The 21,714-nt window shown below is 64.1% G+C and carries 9 protein-coding genes; 8 read left to right on the plus strand and 1 reads right to left on the minus strand.

The features are described from left to right. Positions 1 to 85: 85 nt before the first annotated feature. The 6 genes from BQ8794_RS30760 (at position 86) to BQ8794_RS30785 (ending at position 16,587) form a co-directional block, all read left to right on the plus strand. Complete coding sequence (locus BQ8794_RS30760; protein ID WP_077383007.1) at positions 86 to 2,014, plus strand: autotransporter assembly complex protein TamA; 1,929 nt, start codon at positions 86 to 88, stop codon at positions 2,012 to 2,014. Beyond that, complete coding sequence (locus tag BQ8794_RS30765; RefSeq protein WP_077383009.1) at positions 2,014 to 9,930, plus strand: translocation/assembly module TamB domain-containing protein; 7,917 nt, start codon at positions 2,014 to 2,016, stop codon at positions 9,928 to 9,930. The genes BQ8794_RS30760 and BQ8794_RS30765 overlap by 1 nt, the downstream gene beginning before the upstream one ends. A 427-nt stretch (positions 9,931 to 10,357) precedes the next feature. Then, on the plus strand, positions 10,358 to 12,013 hold the full coding sequence (locus BQ8794_RS30770; RefSeq protein WP_077383012.1) for an ABC transporter substrate-binding protein: 1,656 nt from the start codon (positions 10,358 to 10,360) through the stop codon (positions 12,011 to 12,013). A gap of 89 nt (positions 12,014 to 12,102) precedes the next feature. Beyond that, positions 12,103 to 13,137, plus strand: a complete 1,035-nt coding sequence (locus tag BQ8794_RS30775) for an ABC transporter permease (RefSeq protein WP_077383014.1) — start codon at positions 12,103 to 12,105, stop codon at positions 13,135 to 13,137. Between the two features lie 12 nt (positions 13,138 to 13,149). Beyond that, on the plus strand, positions 13,150 to 14,307 hold the full coding sequence (locus tag BQ8794_RS30780; protein ID WP_077383017.1) for an ABC transporter permease: 1,158 nt from the start codon (positions 13,150 to 13,152) through the stop codon (positions 14,305 to 14,307). 51 nt (positions 14,308 to 14,358) lie between these two features. Then, positions 14,359 to 16,587 carry a dipeptide ABC transporter ATP-binding protein gene (locus BQ8794_RS30785; protein ID WP_077383020.1) on the plus strand — a complete coding sequence of 743 codons (2,229 nt, stop codon included), beginning with the start codon at positions 14,359 to 14,361 and terminating at the stop codon, positions 16,585 to 16,587. 13 nt (positions 16,588 to 16,600) lie between these two features. On the opposite strand, the gene BQ8794_RS30790 is transcribed toward BQ8794_RS30785, so the two are convergent. Further along, positions 16,601 to 17,191, minus strand: coding sequence for a transglycosylase SLT domain-containing protein (locus tag BQ8794_RS30790; protein WP_077383023.1), 591 nt, complete (start codon positions 17,189 to 17,191; stop codon positions 16,601 to 16,603). 218 nt (positions 17,192 to 17,409) lie between these two features. On the opposite strand from BQ8794_RS30790, the gene BQ8794_RS30795 reads away from it, so the two are divergent. Then, the gene (locus BQ8794_RS30795) at positions 17,410 to 18,948 is read left to right on the plus strand and encodes a trimethylamine methyltransferase family protein (protein WP_167378905.1); all 1,539 of its coding nucleotides are present in this window, start codon (positions 17,410 to 17,412) and stop codon (positions 18,946 to 18,948) included. Between the two features lie 258 nt (positions 18,949 to 19,206). Further along, entirely contained in the window at positions 19,207 to 21,648 is a 2,442-nt protein-coding gene (locus tag BQ8794_RS30805; RefSeq protein ID WP_077383033.1) for a GcvT family protein, read from the plus strand. Positions 21,649 to 21,714 lie beyond the last annotated feature (66 nt).

The following is a 21,714-nucleotide window of genomic DNA, read 5'->3' on the forward strand; positions in this document are numbered from 1 at the left end:
ATTGTGGCAATTGGATTGTGGCCCGTTTACGAGCAATTCAGAACTTCATTCCAATTTTAGCTTTGGCCGCTAGTGTAGAGTTGTAATGTCGGCGTATGAAAGGCAGATGTCGGGAGGAACCGCGCCACGGCGCGTGTTTTCGCTCGCCTTGCTTTCCGCCTTGCTATGCTCGACTGCACTGGTTGGCGCGAGCGGAAATGCGGCCGCTTTCGAGATCTTCGGCATCAAGCTGTGGGGATCGTCCGAGGATGAAGATGCCGACATCGTCGATCCGCTGCGCTATGCGGTGACCATCGAGGCGCCCGACGCCGACGAGGATCTCGCCGAGAAACTCGAAAACGCCTCGGCGCTGAAGGACGACGAAGAACGTCCGGTTTCCGGTTCGCTCGGCCTGCTGGCCAAGGCGCGTGCCGACCGCGATCAGCTTGTCGCCGCCCTTTATGCGGACGCCCGCTACGAGGGCGTCGTCACCATTACCATCGAAGGCAAGCCGCTCGACGATTTGCCGCCCGACGCTGAATTCTTGGGTCCGCAGCCGATTCCGGTTGTGATCATCATTGCGGCCGGGCCGAAGTTCACGCTTGGCGACATCAGGCTGGAGGGCGATGCGGCGGGGCTGGCGGGCGCCGATTTCGGCCTGATCGCCGGCGGCGATGCCGGTTCCGGTGCCGTGCTCAAGGCCGAGGCGTCGATCGTGCGGGCGCTCAAAGAGCAAGGCAGGCCGCTGGCCAAGGTGACGGACCGCGAGATCGTTGCAGACCACGCCACCTCGACGCTCGACGTAACGCTGGCCGTGGCGGCCGGGCCGGTTGCCGGCTACGGCGACACCACGGTCGAGGGCACGGAAAAGGTCGACCGCGATTTCACCGAATATATGACCGGCCTGCAGCGCGGCCGCCAATATTCGCCGGAAGAGATCGACGAAGCGCGCGACCGTCTGCTCGGGCTGGAAGTCTTCAACAGCGTGACGCTGAAGGAGGCCGACGGTCTCGACGCCGACGGCAACATCCCGATCGGCGTCGAAGTGAGTGAGCGCAAGCCGCGCTATTTCGGCCTTGGTGGCACCTTCTCCAACACCGAAGGGCTCGGCCTTGAAGGCTATTGGGGGCACCGCAACCTGTTCGGCCGTGCCGAAAAGCTGCGCATCGAGGGCGCAATCAGCGGTATCGGCAGCAATGAGTTTACCGAGCTCAATTACAATGCCGGCATCATGTTCGAAAAGCCGGGCGTGGTCGGGCCGGCGTCGAAATTCTTCGCCGGCGTCAGCACCGTATTAGAGCATCCCGACGCCTACGACAATTTCTCGGTCAAGGGCAACACCGGCCTGTCTTATGACCTCGACAGGCAGCAGACGGTTTCCGCCGAAGTCGTGCTCGACTATTCGAAGATCCACGATTCTTTCGGCAAGCACACCTATCTGATCGCCAGCGTTCCGCTGCGATATGTCTACGACAATCGCGACAGCCGGCTCAACCCGACGACCGGATTCAGGGCGCTGGCCTATGCCGAGCCGAGCTACGACATTTTGAACGGTGCGGCCTTCGTCAAGCTGAGGGGCGAAGGATCGGCCTATCAGTCGCTCGACGCGGCTTCGAAATTCGTGCTTGCCGAACGAGTCGTCATCGGCTCGATCGTCGGCGCCGGCCTTCAGGATGTTCCGGCCAACCGGCGCTTCTATGCCGGCGGCGGCGGCTCGGTGCGCGGTTATGCCTATCAGGGCATCGGTCCGAAGGACGCCGACGGAGAGCCGATCGGCGGGCTTTCGCTCTTCGAGACCTCGGTCGAGATGCGCATCGCCATCACCGACACGATCGGCGTCGTGCCGTTCGTCGATGCCGGCACCGTCTCCACCAATCAATTCCCGGATTTTTCCGGCATGAAGGTCGGCGCCGGCGTCGGCTTGCGCTATATTACGCCGTTCGGACCGTTGCGTATCGACGCGGCGGTGCCGCTCAACCGGGATCCCGATGACCCGCATTTCGGCATCTATGCCGGCATCGGCCAGGCGTTTTGATGACAATGTTCAAGCGCGTCCTTCGCATTGTTCTTTACACGCTGCTCGTCCTGGTGGCGGCGGTGGTGGGTGCGCTCGTCGTGCTGACCAAGACCGAGCGCGGCCGCGCCAACCTCGCCGGCATCATCTCGACCGTGGCGTCGACCGATGACCAGAAGGTCACGGTCAGCGGCATCGACGGCATCTGGTCCGGAGCCCTGACGGTCGACCATGTGGTGCTGGAGGATCGCCAGGGCGCCTGGCTGGTGGCGCGCAAGGTGGCCGTCGACTGGTCGCCGCTGGCGCTTCTGTCGAAGAACTTCAGCGCCGGCCGCGTCGCCGCCGATCGCCTCGAGCTGGCGCGGCTGCCGGTGGCCGGCACGCAGCCGAGCCAAGGTGGCGCCACCACGCTGCCGGTGTCGCTCGACATCAAGCAGATCGACCTGCCGGAAATCGCGCTCGGGCAGGCGCTGGCCGGCAGCGGTATCGCCGAGCTCGCCGCCAGGGGATCGTTCAAGGCCGACGCGGCGCCATTGGCGCTCGAAACCAGGCTCAACATCACCCGCCACGACGGCAAGCAAGGCAAGGTCGACGCCAACATCCATTTCGCGCCCGCCGAAAACAAGCTGAACCTCGATCTGAAGGCATCGGAGCCGGCCGGCGGTATCATCGCCAATCTGCTCAAATTGCCCGATACGCCGCCGGTCAACATCGTCGTCACCGGCACTGGGCCGGTCGCCAACTGGAGCGGCATCGGTACCTTCGTCGTCGACGGCCAGATCGTCACCCAGCTCACCGGTCGCCACCAGCTCACCGACAAGGGCAACTATGTCGAGGCCAAGGGCGACGGCGACTTCCAGCGCTTCTTGCCCGACAATCTGAAATCCTTGTTTGCCGGCAAGACCAGCTTCGAACTCGCCGGAACCGCGATCGTGACGGGCGGCGTCGAAGTCGAGCGCGCCAGCATCGACAGCGATGCCGTGCATGGCACCGCTGCGGGCATCATCGACCCCAACGGCGCCAGCGACCTTTCGGTGGAACTCGCCGCCAAGGGTCCACCAATCGTGCTCAGCCTCGGCGCCGCGGCGCAGCCGGTGACGGTGGCGATCACCGGTGCCACGGCCCGCGCGTTCGGCGGCGGCAAGGCGCCGATAATCGACATCGGCGCGTCTCTGGTCTCGGTGGTGGCGGGCGGCACCCGGGTGGACGATCTGGTGGCCGAAATCCATTCCGACGGCTTCGACATCCAGGACCGCAGCGGACCGGTCACCATCAAGCTTATCGCCGGCGGCCTGAACACCGACGTGGCGACGCTGGCGCCGCTGGTGACCGGCAGGGTCACCGCGGACCTCGCCGGGTCGATCAGCAAGGACGAGATCGTCGTCGATCAAGGCACGCTGCGCAGCGATGCGCTCAATGCCTCGGTGACGTCCAAGGTGACGCTGGCCGATCTGGCGATGACGCTCAAGATGAACGCCGATGCCGTCTCGACGGCGCTGCCGCCGCAGATCCGCCAGGTTCTCGGCGAGCGTGTGACATTCTCGGCGACCGCGACCCGCGACCAACAAGGCTTGTTTGCCGCCAATGCGCTGCAACTCACGTCGGGCTCGCTCAGCGCCAGCGGCACCGCCAGCGCGACCGGCACTGACATCCAGGCCGACATCAGGGGCACGCTCGGCGACGTTTCGGTGCTGTCGCCGATGGTTGGTGTACCAGTCGGCGGGGCCGTCGATTTCGCGCTGACGGCGAGCGGCGCGCGCTCGGCGCCGGATTTCTCGGTCTCGGCCGACAGCGACAGCCTGACCGCGTCGGGCCGCACGGTCAAGGCGATCAAGCTGACAGCGACGGGCAAGGCCGACATCGTCAATCCGGCTGCCGATGTCGCACTGACCGGGTCCGTCGACGACCAGCCGCTCGATCTCAGGGCATCCTTGGTGACGCGCGACGGCACGCGTTCCATCAACGGGCTTAGCCTGTCGCTGGCCGATAACAAGGTCTCGGGCGATCTCGTGCTCGACGACAGCTTGCTGCCGCTCGGCACGCTGACACTCGAAGCGCCCGATATCGGCCCGCTGGCCGCGCTTGCCGGGCAGACGGCGGCCGGCGACGTACAGGGCAACATTCGCCTCTCGAATGATGGTGGCGCGCCGACGGTAGCCATCGATATGACGAGCGGGTCTATTTCGCGCGGCGATCTGGCGGCGAAGACCATCGTCGTCAACGCGCTGGTCGCCAACTATCTCAAGGCACCGGCGATCTCCGGCACGATCAAGGCCGATACGGTCACTTCGGGGGCCACCGTGATCAGCGGCATCGGTGTCGATTTGAAGCGCGACGGCGACTGGACCGGGTTTTCCGGCGGCGCCACCGTCGCCGGCATTCCGGCCACCGCCGAAGGCCGGGTGAAGATCGCAGACGGCACGACAAGCGTCGAGATCGCCTCCGGCGAGGCGACCATTCGCGGCATCAAGGCCGCGATCGCGCAGCCGTCGACCCTGAGCATCGCCAATGGCGCGGCCAGCATCGAGAAGCTGATGCTCGATGTCGGCGGCGGATCGGTGACCGTGTCCGGCACCGCCGGCCCGACGCTCGACCTTGCGGCAGAGTTTTCCGCGCTGCCGGCCGCCCTGGCCAATGATTTTTCACCCGGCCTCGACGCCGCGGGCACGCTCGGTGGAACGGCGCAAGTGACGGGACCGTCGGCAGCCCCCGACATTCGTTTCGATGCGCAGCTCAGCGGCGCCGAGACCAGCCAGACCCGCCAGGCGGGGCTTGGGCCGCTCAAGCTCGATGCGGCAGGCAGCTTCTCCTCCGCCGGCGGCGTCGCCATCGACCACGCGACACTTTCAGGAGACAAAATTTCCGGCAAGGCTGCCGGCACCATCAATCCGAACGGCGCCAGCGATTTTTCGCTCGACCTGGCCTCGACCGGCCCGAGCCTGCCGCTAGCGCTCGGCAGCACCGAAAGCCCGATCAATCTCGAGTTGCAGGCGCTGTCGGTGGAGGTCGCGGGGCAGGGCATGCAATCGACATTGAATATCTCCGCGACACTGCCGTCGGTCGCCACCAACCTCGCCAAAGCCGAAGGCGTCGCGCTTGCGCTCCATTCTGACGCCTTCGATCTGAAGGGCCGGACAGGGCCGATCTCCGGCACGGTGACGGCGGACAAGATCGGCCTGGACAATCCGACCATCGCGCCGCTGCTCGCCGGAAAGATCACTGCCAAGGTCGCCGGCGATCTCGCTACCGATACCATCGTCATCGACAGCGGCTCGGTGACGAGCGAGGTACTGGACAGCGGCTTTAATGGAAGGGTCTCCCTGGCCGATGGCGCCATCGATCTCAACCTCAGGGCGGTTGCGGCTTCCGCAGCACTGCCGGCGGCAGTGCGCGGCGTGCTCGCCGAGCGGACGCAGCTCAGCGCGGCACTGAAGCGCGACGCCAACGGCAATGTTATCGCCAACGCCATCAGGCTGGTATCAGGTGCATTCAGCGCCGACGGGCAGGCCAGCCTCGCCGACAACAAGGTCAGCGCCGACGTCAAGGGCGCGCTGGCCGACATCTCGCTTCTGTCGAAGGATGCCAAGGGCGCCATTATGTTCGCGCTGAACGCACAGGGCGCTGGTACAGCGCCGGACCTGTCGCTGACAGTCCACAGCGACCGGCTTTCGGTGGCGGCGCGAGAAATCACCGGGCTAAAGCTCACCGCGACGGGGAAGGGCGACATCGCCAGACCGGCGGCCGATATCTCGCTCACCGGATCCGTCAATGACGAGCCACTCGATTTCAAGGCGTCGCTAGTAACGCGCCAGGGAAAGCGGTCCATAAACGGGCTAAGCCTGTCATTGGGCGACAACAAAGTTTCGGGCGACCTTGTTCTCGACGATCGATTCCTGCCGCTCGGCACGGTGGCGCTGGATCTACCCGATATCAGTCCGCTCGCAGCCCTGGCGCTGGAAAAAGCTAACGGCGACGTGCGTGGCACGATCGCCTTCTCGAAGACCGGCAATGCGCCTGATGTCGCCATCAAGGCGACCACAGATTCAATTTCGCGCGGCGATCTTTCGGCAACGACGGTCACCATCGATGCGCTGATTGCCAACTATCTCGCCGCACCGGTGATCTCCGGAAAAATCCGTGCCGACAGCGTCACCTCCGGCGGCACCGTCATTCGTGGCATCGATGTCGATCTCAAGCGCGACGGCGACTGGACCGGGTTTTCCGGCGGCGCCACCGTCGCCGGCATTCCGGCCACCGCCGAAGGCAGGGTGAGGATCGCGGACGGCACGACAAGCATCGAGATCGCCTCCGGCGAGGCGACCATTCGCGGCATCAAGGCAGGGATAGCGCAGCCGTCGAGCTTAAGCATCGCCAATGGCACCGCAAGCATCGAGAAGCTGATGCTCGATGTCGGCGGCGGATCGGTGACCGTATCCGGCACCGCCGGCCCGACGCTCGACCTCGCGGCAGAGTTTTCCGGGCTGCCGGCCGCCCTGGCCAATGATTTTTCACCCGGCCTCGACGCCGCGGGCACATTCCTTGGAACGGCGCAAGTGACGGGACCGTCGGCAGCCCCTGACATTCGTTTCAATGCGCAGCTCAGCGGGGCCGAGACCAGCCAGACCCGCCAGGCGGGGCTTGGGCCGCTCAACCTCGATGCGGCAGGCAGCTTCTCCTCCGCCGGCGGCGTCGCCATCGACCACGCGACACTTTCAGGAGACAAAATTTCCGGCAAGGCTGCCGGCACCATCAATCCGAACGGCGCCAGCGATTTTTCGCTCGACCTGGCCTCGACCGGCCCGAGCCTGCCGCTGGCGCTCGGCAGCACCGAAAGCCCGATCAAGCTCGAGCTGCAGGCGCTTTCGGTAAAGGCTGCAGGGCAGGGCACGCAGCCGCAGCTCGACATTTCCGCTGTTCTGCCTTCGGTCGCCACGAAATTCAGCGATGTCGAGGGGCTCACGCTGGCATTGCACTCGGACGCTTTCGACGTGAAGAGCCGGACGGGGCCGGTCTCCGGCACGGTGACGGCAAACAAGATCGGCCTGGACAATCCGACCATAGCGCCGCTGATCGCCGGCAAGATCACGGCACAAGTCGCTGGCAGTCTGGCGACCGACGGCATTGTCATCGACAGCGGGTCGGTGACGGGCGACGCGCTGAACACCGGCTTCGATGGAAGGATCTCGCTGGCCGACGGCGCCATCGACCTCAACCTCAAGACCGACGCCGTTTCCGCGGCGCTGCCGGCGGCAGCGCGCGGCGTGCTCGCGCAGCGGACGGAACTCAGTGCCGCGCTGAAGCGCGACGCCGATGGCAATGTCACCGCCAACGCGATCAGGCTGGTGTCCGGCGCGCTGACCGCCGACGGGCAGGCAAGCCTTGCCGACAACAAGCTCACCGTCGACATCAAAGGCGCGCTGGCCGACATCTCGCTTCTGTCCGGGGACGCCAACGGCGCCATCACCTTCGCGCTGAACGCGCAAGGCGCCAGCACCGCGCCCGACCTGTCGCTGACGGTCAACAGCGACCGGCTTTCGGTGGCCGAACGCGAGATCACCGGGTTGAGCCTCACCGCCACCGGCAAGGCCGATACCGCCAACCCGGCGGCCAATGTCCAATTGACCGGAAATGTCGCGGGCCAGCCCCTGCAAGGCAGTGCCGTGCTGGCGACATCCGACGGCAAGCGCGCCATCGACGGGCTTTTGCTGTCGCTCGGCAAGAACCGGATATCAGGCGACCTGGCGCTTGACGAGGCTTTCGTGCCTGAAGGCACCGTGGCGCTCGACCTGCCTGACGTCGGACCGCTGGCAGCGCTTGCGCTGGAAAAGGCGGAAGGCGACGTGCGTGGCACGATCGTGTTCTCGAAGACCGGCAATGCGCCTGAGGTCACCGTCAAGGCTTCGACGGCGTCGATTACACGCGGCGATGTTTCGGCGAAGACGGTCACCATCGACGCATCGATCGCCAACTATCTTGCGGCACCGGTGATCTCCGGGAAAATCCGTGCCGACAGCGTCACCTCCGGCGGCACCGTCATTCGCGGCATCGATGTCGATCTCACCCGTGACGGCGACTGGACCGGCTTTTCCGGCGGCGCCACCGTCAAGGACATTCCGGCCAAGGCGGCCGGCCGCGTCAGGGTCGCCAATGGCACGACGACGGTCGAGCTCGCCTCCGGCCAGGCGACCATGCGCGGCATCAAGGCGGCGATCGCCCAGACCTCGACCATCACCATCGCCAACGGTACCACTAGCCTGGACAGGCTCGCACTCAACCTCGGCGGCGGCACGGCGACGGTTTCGGGCAAGGTCGGGGAGGCGCTCAACCTCAACGCAACGCTGGCGCGGGTGCCGATGTCGCTCGCCAACAGTTTCTCGCCGGGCCTCGATGCCGCCGGCTCGATCTCGGGCACGGTGAAGGTGACGGGCGCGCCGGCCAATCCGGCCGTCGCCTTCAAGGTCGACGCCGCAGGCGTCCAGACGTCGCAGACCCGCGGCGCCGGTTTCGGCGGCATGGGCGTTTCGTCCTCCGGCACGTTTTCCGGCAACAGACTGAGCTTCGAGGCCAGCATGAGCGATGCCGCCGGTCTCGGCCTCAAGGGCGGCGGCACGATGACGACGTCGGGCACGCCGACGCTTGATCTCGACTTTTCCGGCAAGGTGCCATTCGCCTTCCTGACCCGGACACTGGCCGCGCAAGGCCTTTCGTTGAGCGGCACGGCCGACGTCAATTTGAAGGTGCGCGGCCCGGCGACGGCGCCAGTGATCTCAGGCACGGTCCGCACGTCGGGCGCCCGCCTGATCGATGCACGCTCGGGACTTGCGATCAACGACATCACCGCCGATGTGGCGATCGGCGATGGCGTCGCCAGGATCAACCGCCTGACCGGCAATTTGTCGACGCGCGGCAGCCTGTCGGCCAGTGGCACGGTCGGCATCAATCCGGCGCAGGGCTTTCCGGCCGACCTGTCGGTCAAGCTCGTCGACGGCCGCTACACCGACGGCAGGGTGGTCACCGCCAATCTCGGCGGCGACCTGACCATCAAGGGGCCACTCGCATCGGCGCCGGTGATCTCGGGTACGATCAACCTGGCCAAGACGGTCATCACCGTTCCCGAAAAGCTGCCGGGCTCGCTGGCGGCGCTCAACGTCAGGCACAAGAACGCACCGGCCGCCGTGCGCGCGCAGGACAAGGCGTTGCGCCCGGCGACGGCGAGCAGCAGCAGCGGTGGCGGCGGACTCAACCTCGATGTCACGGTCAACGCGCCCAGCCAGATCTTCATCCAGGGCAGGGGCGTCGATGCCGAGCTTGGCGGTTCGCTGCGGCTGACCGGCCCGGCATCGTCGCCGCAAGCGGTCGGCACCTTTGACTTGCAGCGCGGTCGGCTGTCGATCCTAGCCAAGCGGCTGACCTTCACCGAAGGCACGGTCGGCTTTTCGGGGTCGCTGGTGCCTTATCTCAATCTCACGGCGACATCGACGACGAGCAGCACCACCGTCACCATCGTGGTGTCGGGCGAGGCGACCAATCCGAAATTCAACTTCTCGTCGGTGCCGGCGCTGCCGGAAGACGAGGTTCTGGCGCAACTGATTTTCGGCCGCTCGATGTCGAACCTGTCGCCGCTGCAGATCGCCCAGCTTGCCGAAGCCGCCGCGCAACTGGCCGGTATCGGCGGCTCGACCTCGCTGCTCCAGAACCTGCGCAGCGCCATCGGCGTCGACGATCTCGACGTCATCACCGACGAGGAGGGCGGCACCGCGGTCTCGGCCGGCAAATATCTCAACGACCGCACCTATGTAACGATCCAGAAGGGCGACAAGCCGGGTTCGGGCAAGGCGGCGATCGATCTCGACGTCGGCCGCGGCGTCAAATTGCGCGGCGAAGCCACCGACGCCGGCGAAGCCAAGGGCGGCGTTTTCTACGAACGCGAGTACTGAAGCCGGCGGGCGCGAAAGGTTCGGCAACCCGACAGTCGTCGCCGTTCTGGCAGCCTGTCCGGGATCGGCTGGCACTGTGCAAAGCTTCGCCAGATGCGAAATTATGCATGTTGTTATCGCAAAACCGCTGCGCACTTTTGCGCGACATGCATTAGGGATTGTGCGCGTATCAAGGTGCTACGGCGTCCGTTGCGCGGCCAACCGGATACGCGGCGCTGTGGTGAATGTTTCAGTTTGATCGATGCCGGAGATTCGAACGAAATCTGCCGGGCAATAGCAATTTTGCGCCAAGACTGTCGTTATCACGCGAACTGCTTCCCTTCCAAAGTTGCACATTCCTTGGCATGTTCCCAACCCGTGCCGTTTTTGACATCATGGCCCGGATGCGGAATGGTAAAAGGCAGAAAGCCAACAATGGGAGTTCGTGATGACAAACTACAAGAGTAATGGCGATCGCGTTCCGGATAACATCCTGGCGATGGCCCAAAAAGCCAAGGCAAGCAAGGTGGATCGCCGCGAATTCCTGGCTCTGGCCAGCGTGTTCGGAGCGTCGACCGCGATGGCTTACGGAATGCTCGGTCTGGTCGCGCCGACGCCGGCACTCGCTCAAGAGCCTAAGAAGGGCGGCGTGATCAGGGTTTCGATGTTCGTCAAGGACCAGAAGGACCCGCGCTCCTACGACTGGCCAGAAATGGCGAATGTGGCGCGCCAGTTCCTTGAGCCATTGGTCAAGTACACGCGCGAATTCACATTCGAGCCGGCTTTGCTCGAAAGCTGGGAAATCAACGACGACGCCACCGAATACACGCTCCACGTTCGCCAAGGCGTGACGTGGAACAATGGCGATGCCTTCGGTGTCGATGACGTGATGTTCAACCTTCTGCGTTGGTGCGACGGAGCAGCAGAAGGCAATTCGATGGCGGCGCGCATGGGCGCACTGGTCGATCCGGCGACGAAGAAGGCCAGGGATGGCGCGATAACGAAGGTCGATGACCATACGATCAAAGTCAAATTTCCGGCGCCCGACATCACCTTCATTCCGGGCGTCTCCGACTATCCCGGCATCATCGTGCATCGCGATTTCGAGAAGAACGGGTCGAACCTCGTCTCGCACCCGATCGGCACCGGGCCGTTCGAGCTTGTGTCCTACGATGTCGGCTCCAAGGCAGTGCTGAAGCGGCGCGAGAACGGCAAATGGTGGGGCGGCGAGGCCTACCTCGATGGCGTCGAGTTCATCGACTATGGAGCAGACCCGTCGGCCGCTGTCAGCGCCTTCGAGGCAGGAGAGGTCGATACCAACTACGAAACCGTCGCCGACTATGTCGATATCCTCGACGGGCTTGGGCTTGTGAAGTCCGAGGTCAACACGGCCGCGACCATCGTGGCGCGCATGAACGTCAACAACAAACCCTATGACGACCAAAAGGTTCGCAACGCGCTGCAGATGGCGGTCGACAACGCCACCGTTCTTCAGCTCGGCTATGGTGGCCGGGGCACGGTGGCGGAAAACCATCATGTTTCGCCGATCCATCCCGAGTATGTGGAATTGCCCAAGAAGGCACGCGATGCGGCGGGCGCCAAGAAGCTGATGGAAGAATCCGGCCATGCCGATTTCGAGCACGACCTGATCACCACCGACGAGGATTGGCACAAGAACACCGGCGATACGATAGCCGCGCAGATGCGCGAGGCGGGTCTGAAGGTGAAGCGCACCGTGCTGCCGGGTGCCACCTTCTGGAACGACTGGACCAAATATCCCTTCTCGATGACAACCTGGAACATGCGTCCGCTGGGTGTTCAGATCCTGGTGCTTGGGTATCGCAGCGGCGAAGCCTGGAACGAGACCGCCTATGCCAACCCCGAGTTCGACAAAAAGCTTGCCGAAGCGACAGCGCAGCCCGATGTCGAAAAGCGCAAGCTGCTGATGAAGGATCTCGAGCAGATCCTGCAGGATTCCGGCATTATCATCCAGCCCTACTGGCGCTCGCTCTACAATCACTCGGCCACCTACGTAAAGAACCACGGCATGCACCCGACCAACGAGCACGATTTCTACCGGGTATGGCTCGACAAGGAGGCATGACCAACGCGTATAGAGAGAGGGGCTGCAGCCCCTCTCTCTAGCTCAATTGTTGATCTTTCTTACCCCAACCAAACCGGCAGGGGCATAAAATGTTTGCATTCGTTTTCAGACGGCTCGGCACCATGCTTCTCACCATGCTGTGCCTGACGATGGTCGTGTTCTTTCTGATCAATCTCGAACCCAATTTGAAAAAGCTGGCGATCAGCCAGACCGAAATGCATACCTCCGCCGAGCAGCTCGAAAGCTGGCTGGTCAACCATGGCTACCGCCAGAATTTCTTCTCCCGGTATGGCCAATGGCTGGGTATCGTGCCCAAACAGCCGGTCACAGACCCGGCAACGGGCAAACCCACGCGACGATTTTCCTTCTGCAACGATCCTGTCGAGCCGACATTCTCAGGCGTGCTGCAGGGTGACTTCGGCTGCTCGACCAAGTTCAAGACGACGGTCGCGTCGAAGCTTTTCCCGGCGCTAGGTGCTACCGGAATCCTGATGTTCTGGGTGCTTGTGGTGATGGTGCCGATCTCGCTGCTGATCGGCATCCTCGCCGGCATGCGCGAAGGCTCGCGAACCGACCGGACCTTGTCTGTCGCCTCGATCGCCTCGACGGCGACGCCCGAATATGTCTCGGGCGTCATATTCACCGTCATCTTCGCCTCATGGCTCGGCCTGCTGAACGGTTCGGCGGCTTCGGCCAGCCGGGGCATCACCTTCTACAACTTCACCTTGCCGGTGATGACGCTGGCGATCTATGGCATCGGCTATATCGCCCGCATGACCCGCGCCTCGATGGTCGAGGTGATGACGCAGCAATATATCCGCACCGCCCGGTTGAAGGGCCTCTCCTTCGGCAGCGTCGTGGTCAAGCACGCGTTGCGCAACGCCCTGATCGCGCCGTTCACCGTCATCATGCTGCAATTTCCCTGGCTGCTCACCGGCGTCGTCATTGTCGAGGTGATGTTCCGCTACCAGGGATTTGGCTACACGCTGGTCGAGGCGGCCGGCAACAACGATATCGATCTTTTGCTCGGCTGCTCCCTGGTCTCGGTGTTCATCGTCCTGATCACGCAGCTCATTTCCGATGTCGGCTACGCGTTTCTCAATCCGCGTATCAGAGTTCAATAGGGGATCGAGCGGATGCAGCTTGAATATATCGGCGCCTTCAATGTGGTGCTTGGCGTGCTTGCGCGTTTCTGGCCGGTCTGGATCGCTCTCGTCCTGGTGATGGGGGCGAGCTTCGCCTACAAGAAGAGGCTTGGCCTCTACGGTCAGCTTTTCGACAGCGGCGTCGGCATTGCCGGCGTCGGCATCTGCCTGTTCTGGCTGTTCACAGCGATCTTTGCGTCGACCATTTCGCCCTTCGATCCACTGGCGCAGGTTTCGATCATGAAGGACGCGCTGCCCGGCGCGGTCGAGCCGCAATCGGGACTTGTCTACCTGTTCGGCGGCGACAAGCTTGCCCGCGACGTGTTCAGCCGCATGGTCTACGGCAGCCAGATCGTGCTGATCATCGCGCCGGCGGCGACCGGGTTTGCGCTGATGGTCGGCATCACGCTCGGCCTGCCGGCCGGCTATTATGGCGGCAGGATCGATACGGTGCTGTCATTCCTCGCCAATCTGGTGCTCGCCTTCCCGGTGATCCTGCTGTTCTACCTCCTGGTGACGCCGGGCATCATGGAGACACCGATTCCCTATGCGATGGCCGGCGTGTTCTTCATGTTTCCGATCATCTTCTTCAGCGTGCTGTTCTGGACGCGCTACAAGAAACGGCCCGACCGCCTTTACATCCTGCTGGGGCTGACGCTGATCATTGGCGGCTGGGTCTATGCCGGCCTGGTCTTCGATGCCGATCCGTTCAGGATCATCCATATCGATCCCAACCAGCTCAACATCTTCGTGGCGGTGGTGTTCGCCTCCAGCCCCGGCGTGTTCCGCATCGTGCGCGGCCTGGTCATGGACATCAAAACGCGCGACTATGTGGCGGCGGCGCAGACGCGCGGTGAATCGCCCTGGTACATCATGCTGTGGGAGGTCCTGCCCAACGCGCGCGGGCCGCTGATCGTCGATGGCTGCCTGCGTATCGGCTACACCACGATCCTGCTCGGCACGCTCGGCTATTTCGGCCTGGGGCTGGCGCCCGAGAGCCCGGACTGGGGCACCGCGATCAAGGATGCCAGCCGGCTGCTGCGCTCCTTCATCCATCCGGCGCTGCCGCCGACGATCGCGCTGATGTCGTTCGTGCTGGGCCTTAACCTTTTGGCCGACTCGCTGCGTGAGCAATCGATGAAAGATTGATGGACGGGTTCTCGACCCGATATGCTGAAAGAACCAGGATTGGAGCGACCCATGAATGAGGCAGTTCGAAATCCCGCCGAGCCGACCAATGGGCCGACCAATGGGCCGATCATCGAGATCGAGAACCTGTCGATCTCCTTCTTCACCCGCAAGGGCGAGATACCGGCCGTCATGGACTTCTCCTGCACGGTCATGCCTGGCGAAGCGATGGGCATCGTCGGCGAATCCGGCTGCGGCAAGTCGACCGTGTCGCTCGGCATCATGCGCGACCTCTCCAACATCGGAAAGATCGTCGGCGGCCGGATAAAGTTCCAGGGCAAGGACATGGGCGAGCTGTCCGACGAGGAACTGCGCGCCATCCGCGGCAACAAGATCGCGATGATCTACCAGGAGCCGATGGCCAGCCTGAACCCGGCGATGAAGGTCGGCCAGCAACTGATGGAAGTGCCGCTGATCCACGACAAGGTGTCGAAGGAAGAGGCTTACAGGCGCGCGCTGGAAATGGTGCGATCGGTCAGGCTGCCCGATCCCGAGCGCATGATGCGCTCGTTTCCGCACCAGCTTTCCGGTGGCCAGCAACAGCGTATCGTCATCGCCATGGCGCTGCTGTCGAAGCCGGCGCTGCTGCTGCTTGACGAGCCGACGACGGCGCTCGACGTGACGGTGGAAGCCGGCATCGTCGACCTGGTCAAAGGGCTCGGCGAGAAGTTCGGCACCTCGATGATCTTCGTGTCGCACAATCTCGGCCTGATCCTGGAAACCTGCGACCGCATCACGGTGATGTATTCGGGCGAAGCGGTGGAGACCGGCAAGATCAAGGACGTCTTCGACCGGATGCGCCATCCCTACACGCAAGGCCTGTTCCGCTCGATCCCGCTGCCCGGCGCCGACAAGAATTCGCGGCCTCTGATCTCCATCCCGGGGCAATTGCCGCTGCCGCACGAGCGGCCGAAGGGCTGCAATTTCGGCCCCCGCTGCCACCATTTCGTCGAGGGCGTCTGCAACGCCGCCGAAATCCCGATGATCGCGGTCGACGGCCATGAAGGCCATTTTTCGCGCTGCGTGCGCTTCAACGAGATCGACTGGGAAGCGCTGCCGCCCGGCGCCAAGAAGGTCAACGAGCGCGTCGAGCCCGGCGCGCCGGTGCTCAAGATCGAGGATCTCAAAAAGTACTACAAGGTCGGCGGCAGCGAGGTGTTCGGCTCGAGCGAGGGCCGCGTCGTCAAGGCCAATGAGACGATCTCCTTCATGGCGCGCGAATCCGAGACCGTCGCCATTGTCGGCGAGTCCGGCTGCGGAAAATCGACGCTGGCCAAGGTGCTGCTCGGACTGGAGACGGCAAGCTCCGGCAGCGTGACGCTCGGCAACCAGCAAATCCAGTCGATCGGGGTCGAGAACCGCAGCGTCGAGACGGTGTCGTCGATCCAGATGGTGTTCCAGAATCCGTTCGACACGCTCAACCCCAGCCATACGGTCGGCTCGCAGATCATCCGCACGCTGGAAAAGTTCAATGTCGGCAACACCGTTGCCGACCGCCGCAAACGCATGCTGGAACTGCTCGACCTGGTGAAGCTGCCACGGGCGTTCGAGACCCGCAAGCCGCGCCAGCTTTCCGGCGGCCAGAAGCAGCGCATCGGCGTGGCGCGGGCCTTTGCCGGCGATGCCAAGGTGGTGGTGGCCGACGAGCCGGTCTCTGCACTCGATGTGTCGGTGCAGGCGGCGGTGACCGAACTGTTGATGGACATCCAGCGCAAGAACAAGACGACGATGCTGTTCATCAGCCACGACCTGTCGGTGGTGCGCTACATCGCCGACCGCGTCGTCGTCATGTATCTCGGCTATATCGTCGAGCAGGGCACGACCGACCAGATCTTTTCGCCCCCCTATCATCCCTACACCGAGGCGCTGCTGTCGGCGATCCCGATCGCCGACACCAGCGTGATCAAGAAGCACATCGTGCTGGAGGGCGACATCCCCTCGGCGATGAACCCGCCAACCGGCTGTCCGTTCCAGACCCGCTGCGGCTACAAGAAGCTGGTGCCGGACAATCTTTGCGAGACGCAGGTGCCGCCGGTCAAGCATCTCGGCGACGGTCATATGAGCCTGTGCTGGCTTGCCGACGACGTGCTGGCGAAAATGGAGCCGGTGATCAAGTTCGACAAGGAGCATGCCGCCAATGAAGGCGTGCCGGAAGACGCGCCGCACGGCGTCGGTCCGGGCTTTGCCGGCGCTCCGCCGCAGCGTCCGCACGGCAAGAGGCCGAAGCTGACGGACGATTAGATCCGTGGCGCCATCAACGCGCGCATTGGCGTAGCTGCGCGGCGTAGTCCCGAGCCATCTGCTCGGTGGCCCGCGCGTAGCGCTGCACGCCGGCATCGCCGCGGTTGCCGCGGCCATAGGCCGTCCAGCCGAGATAATAGGCCAGATAGAGATTGTAGGTGTCGTTGCGGGCGACGCCGAGCGTGTCTGATGTCTTGGAATGATACCAGCCGACGAAATCGACGGCATCGGCGAAGCTGGTGCGGCGCGCCGCCCAGCTGCCGGTCTCGCTCTGATATTGCGCCCAGGTGCCGTCGAGCGCCTGCGAGAAGCCGGTGGCGCTGGAGACGCGTTTCCAGGGAATGAAGCCGAGCAGCTTCTTGCGCGGCGGCCTGGCGTTGCTCTTGAAGCCGGATTCCTTGCGCACCGTCGCCATCAGCACGGGAACCGGCACGCCATGCTTCCGTTCGGCGCGTTCGGCCGCCGCCTGCCAGTTGTCGAGCCAGCCGTCGTTCTGGTCGAAGACGGCGCAGACATCGTTGATATGGCTCGGCGGCGTCGCGCAGGCCGACAGCGCCAGCAGCACGGCAACAGCTACCATTTTACTAAAACTCGACCTACCCATTGGAAGAGGATTAGGCCGGAATCATAAAGGGAATCTTGCGGCGTTCCTTAACGGCTGATCGGCCGCTTTGGCCGCGACACAGCGATGATGGATATTCCGACGTTTTCCGTCGCTTTTGTCGGCACGAAAATCCCAAAGTGCCGCCTTGGCTAAAATCGCGCCCGCAGGTGGCGGATTTCTGACAGCCCGATCGTCGTGCCGGCGCTTTGATGCGCCGCATGACCGAACCGAGACGCAAGCGCGGCGCCGAGCGAACCAGCAACAGGGGACCGGCCGCCATCCCGCAACTGCCGTTGCGCCGCGTGACCAATCCCTATCCGCCGATGGCTATGCTCTCGGCCGACCAGATCGAGGCGATCCACCGGGCGTCGATGCACATTCTGGAGAATTTCGGCATCGAGGTGATGAGCCCGCGGGCGCTTTCGCTGTTCGAGAAGGCCGGCGCCAAGGTCGATCATGCGTCGATGACTGTCCGCATCGACCGCGGCATGGTCGACCAGGCACTGAAGACGACGCGGTCCAGCTATACGCTGACGCCGCGCAACCCGGCCCACACGGTCCATCTCGGCGGCAACACCATCAATTTTACGCTCGTCGCCGGACCGCCGAACGTGCATGACATGGAACGCGGCCGGCGCGCCGGCAATTTGCGTGACTATTGCGATCTCACCCGGCTGGCGCAGCATTTCAACTGCATCCACATGCTGGGCAATCAGGTCTGCGCACCGGTGGAACTGCCGGCCAATTCACGCCACCTCGACACCTATTTCGCCAATCTGACGCTGACCGACAAGAGTTTTCACGTCTCGGCGATCGGCCGCGGCAGGGCGCTGGACGGCATCGAAATGATGGCGATTTCGCAGGGCTTGAGCCTCGACCAGATGCGCGACCATCCCGGCGTCACCACCATCATCTCGGTCAATTCGCCGCGCCGTTTCGACGAAATGATGGCCGAGGGCCTGATGACCATGGCCGAGTTCGGCCAATCGGTTGCGGTGACGCCGTTCACGCTGATGGGGGCGATGAGCCCGGTGACGCTTGCCGGCGCGCTGGCGCAACAGAACGCCGAGGCACTGTTCGGCGTGGTCTTGACGCAGCTTGTCCGCCCTGGCGCCCCGGTCATGTATGGCGCCTTCACCTCCAATGTCGACATGAAGTCCGGTGCGCCGGCCTTTGGCACGCCGGAGAACACCAAGGCCAACATCGCCTCCGGGCAATTGGCGCGACGCTATGATCTGCCCTACCGGACGACGCCGGGCTCGGCCTCCAACGCCGCCGACGCGCAAGGCGCCTATGAGACGCTGATGGCGCTGTGGGGGGCGGTGCTCGGCCACGGCAATCTGGTCTACCACGCTGCCGGCTGGCAGGAGGGCGGGCTGACCGCATCGTTCGAAAAGTTCATCATCGACGTCGAGATGATCCAGCACATGATGGAGTTTTTGCGTCCGATCGAAGTCAACGAGGCGGAACTCGCCGTCGAGGCGCTGGGTGCGGTGCCGACCGGCGGCCATTTCTTCGGCGAGCCGCACACGCTGGAGCGCTATGCAACCGCCTTCTACCAGCCGATGCTCTCCAATTGGCAGAACTACGAGGCTTGGCAGGAGGCCGGCGGGCTCGACGCCACGACGCGGGCGACGCGGCTGTGGAAGAAAGCGCTGGAAGACCATGTCGAGCCGACGATGGATATTGCGGTGCGCGAGGCGCTGGAGGCGTATGTGGCCAGGCGCAAGGAAGCGATCGGGCAGGGCGAGCCGTGATGGTCGAAGGCTTGCGCTCGTGTACCCCCCTCTGTCCTGCCCTCTTTGCCAAAACTTGGCATCTCCCCCTCAAGGGGGGAGATTGGCTGTCACGTTCTCCTTCGCCAATTACCAACGTTGAAAAGAGCGCGGCGGCGCCGTCGCTGCTGATCTCCCCCCTTGAGGGGGAGATGGCCGGAAGGCCAGAGGGGGGTGGCTTGGCTCCTCCCGCACCGATTCATCTCACCCCTCCAACTCCCTGAAATAACGAGAAAACCCATGAAATCGCATGCGAAGGTCGTGGTCATTGGCGGCGGTGTCGTCGGCTGTTCGGTGCTGTTCCATCTCGCCCGTCACGGCTGGACCGACATTGTGCTTCTGGAGCGCGACGAGCTGACTTCCGGCTCGACCTGGCACGCGGCCGGCGGCATGCACACGATCAATGGCGATCCCAACGTCGCCAAGCTGCAGAAATACACGATCTCGCTGTACAAGGAGATCGAGGAACTGTCCGGCCAGGCGACCGGTGTGCATCTGACCGGTGGCGTGCTTCTGGCGGCGACCGAGGCGCGGCTCGACTGGCTGCGCGGCGTCGTCGCCAAGGGCCGCTATCTTGGCATCGACCTCGAGGAGATTTCGCCTGATGAGGCGGCCGAGTTGATGCCGCTGCTCGACCCGAAACAGTTCGTCGGCGCGGTGCGCAACAAGGAGGACGGTCACCTCGACCCGTCCGGCGTCACCCACGCCTATGCCAAGGCGGCCAGGAAACTTGGCGCCGAGGTTGAGCGCTTCACCAAGGTCGAGGATATCGTGCGCCGCGCCGACGGGCTGTGGCGCGTCATCACCAACAAGGGTGAGGTGGTGGCCGAGCATGTCGTCAACGCCGGCGGCCTGTGGGCGCGCGAGGTCGGCCGCATGGTTGGTCTCGAACTGCCGGTGCTGGCGATGGAACACATGTATCTGATCACCGAGGACATGCCGGAGGTCGCCGCCTGGAACCAGAAGACCGGCACGGAGATCATCCACGCGGTCGATTTCGACGGCGAGCTCTATCTGCGCCAGGAGCGCGGCGGCATGCTGATGGGCACCTATGAGAAAGCCAACAAGCCATGGTCCGAGCTTCAGACACCGTGGAATTTCGGCCACGAGTTGCTGGAGCCCGACATCGACCGCATCGCGCCGTCACTGGAAGTCGGGTTCCGGCATTTCCCGGCCTTCCAGAACACCGGCATCAGGCAGATCATCAACGGCCCCTTCACCTTCGCGCCCGACGGCAACCCTTTGGTCGGGCCGGTGCGCGGCCTGCCGGGCTTCTGGGTCGCCTGCGGCGTCATGGCCGGGTTTTCGCAGGGCGGCGGTGTTGGCCTGGCGCTGTCGAACTGGATGATCGAGGGCGATCCCGGCGCCGACATCTGGGCGATGGATGTCTCGCGCTACGGCGACTGGGCAACAATGGCCTACACCAACGCCAAGGTGCGCGAGAATTATTCGCGGCGTTTTTCCATCCGCTTCCCCAATGAGGAGCTGCCTGCCGGGCGGCCGCTCAAGACTACACCGGTCTACGACCTTTTGTCGGCGAAGGGCGCGCAGTGGGGTGTGGCCTTTGGGCTGGAAGTGCCGCTGTGGTATGCGCCCGAAGACGTCAGGGACGAATTCTCGTGGCGGCGCTCGAGCGATTTCGAGCATGTCGCAAAAGAGGTGAGGACGGTGCGGACAAGTGTCGGCCTGTCGGAAATCTCGTCCTTCGCCAAATACAGGGTGACGGGCGCGGGCGCCGCGGCCTGGCTCGACCGCCTGCTTGCCTGCAGGCTGCCAAAGCCCGGCCGCATGACGCTGGCGCCGATGCTGAAAGAAGACGGCAGGCTGATCGGCGATTTTTCGCTGGCCAATCTCGGCAGCCGCAGTTCCAGCGGGGAGGGCTGGTTCCTCGCTGGTTCCGGCATTGCCGAGCAGTATCACATGCGCTGGTTCGAGGCGCATCTGCCGAAGGACGGTTCGGTGATGATCGAGGCGCTGGGGGCGAAGCTGACGGGCCTGTCGATCGCCGGACCGAAGGCGCGGGACGTGCTTGCCAGGGCTACGCGGACGGATGTGTCGAATGCGGCGTTTCCGTTCATGGCTACGGCCAGGATGGATATCGGCATGGCGCCGTGCCTGGTCGGCCGCGTCAGCTACACCGGCGATCTCGGCTACGAGATCTGGGTGGCGCCGGAATATCAGCGTGCCGCGTACCAGACCCTGATCGCGGCCGGCGAAGACTTCGGCATCGGCCTGTTCGGCGCCCGCGCGCTCAACGCGCTGCGGTTGGAGAAGAACTACGGCTCGTGGGCGCGCGAATACCGGCCGATCTATGGTCCGCTGGAGGCCGGGCTCGACCGTTTCGTCGCCTACGGGAAAGAAACCGATTTCATCGGCAGGCAGGCGGCACTGGCTGAGCGCCAGCAAGGCGGCAAGCTGCGGCTGCGCGCCTTTGTCGTCGATGCGGCAGACGCCGACGTCATCGGCGACGAGCCGATCTGGTTCGACGGCGCCGTGCGCGGCTGGGTCACGTCAGGCGGCTACGCCCACCATTCAAAGACGTCCATGGCCCTGGGCTATGTGCCGAAGGAGATCGCCGACGAGGCCGACGGTTTCGAGATCGAACTCTTGGGCAAGCGCTACCCCGCCCGAGTGCAGCCGACGCCGCTGTTCGACGCGAATCTCGAGCGGATGCGCGGGTGATGGCGCTGCCATTGCGCGGGTCGGCGGGACAGCGCCCCCCTCTGTCCTGCCGGACATCTCCCCTAC

This window comes from Mesorhizobium prunaredense (genome assembly GCF_900156895.1).
Taxonomy (GTDB): domain Bacteria; phylum Pseudomonadota; class Alphaproteobacteria; order Rhizobiales; family Rhizobiaceae; genus Mesorhizobium; species Mesorhizobium prunaredense.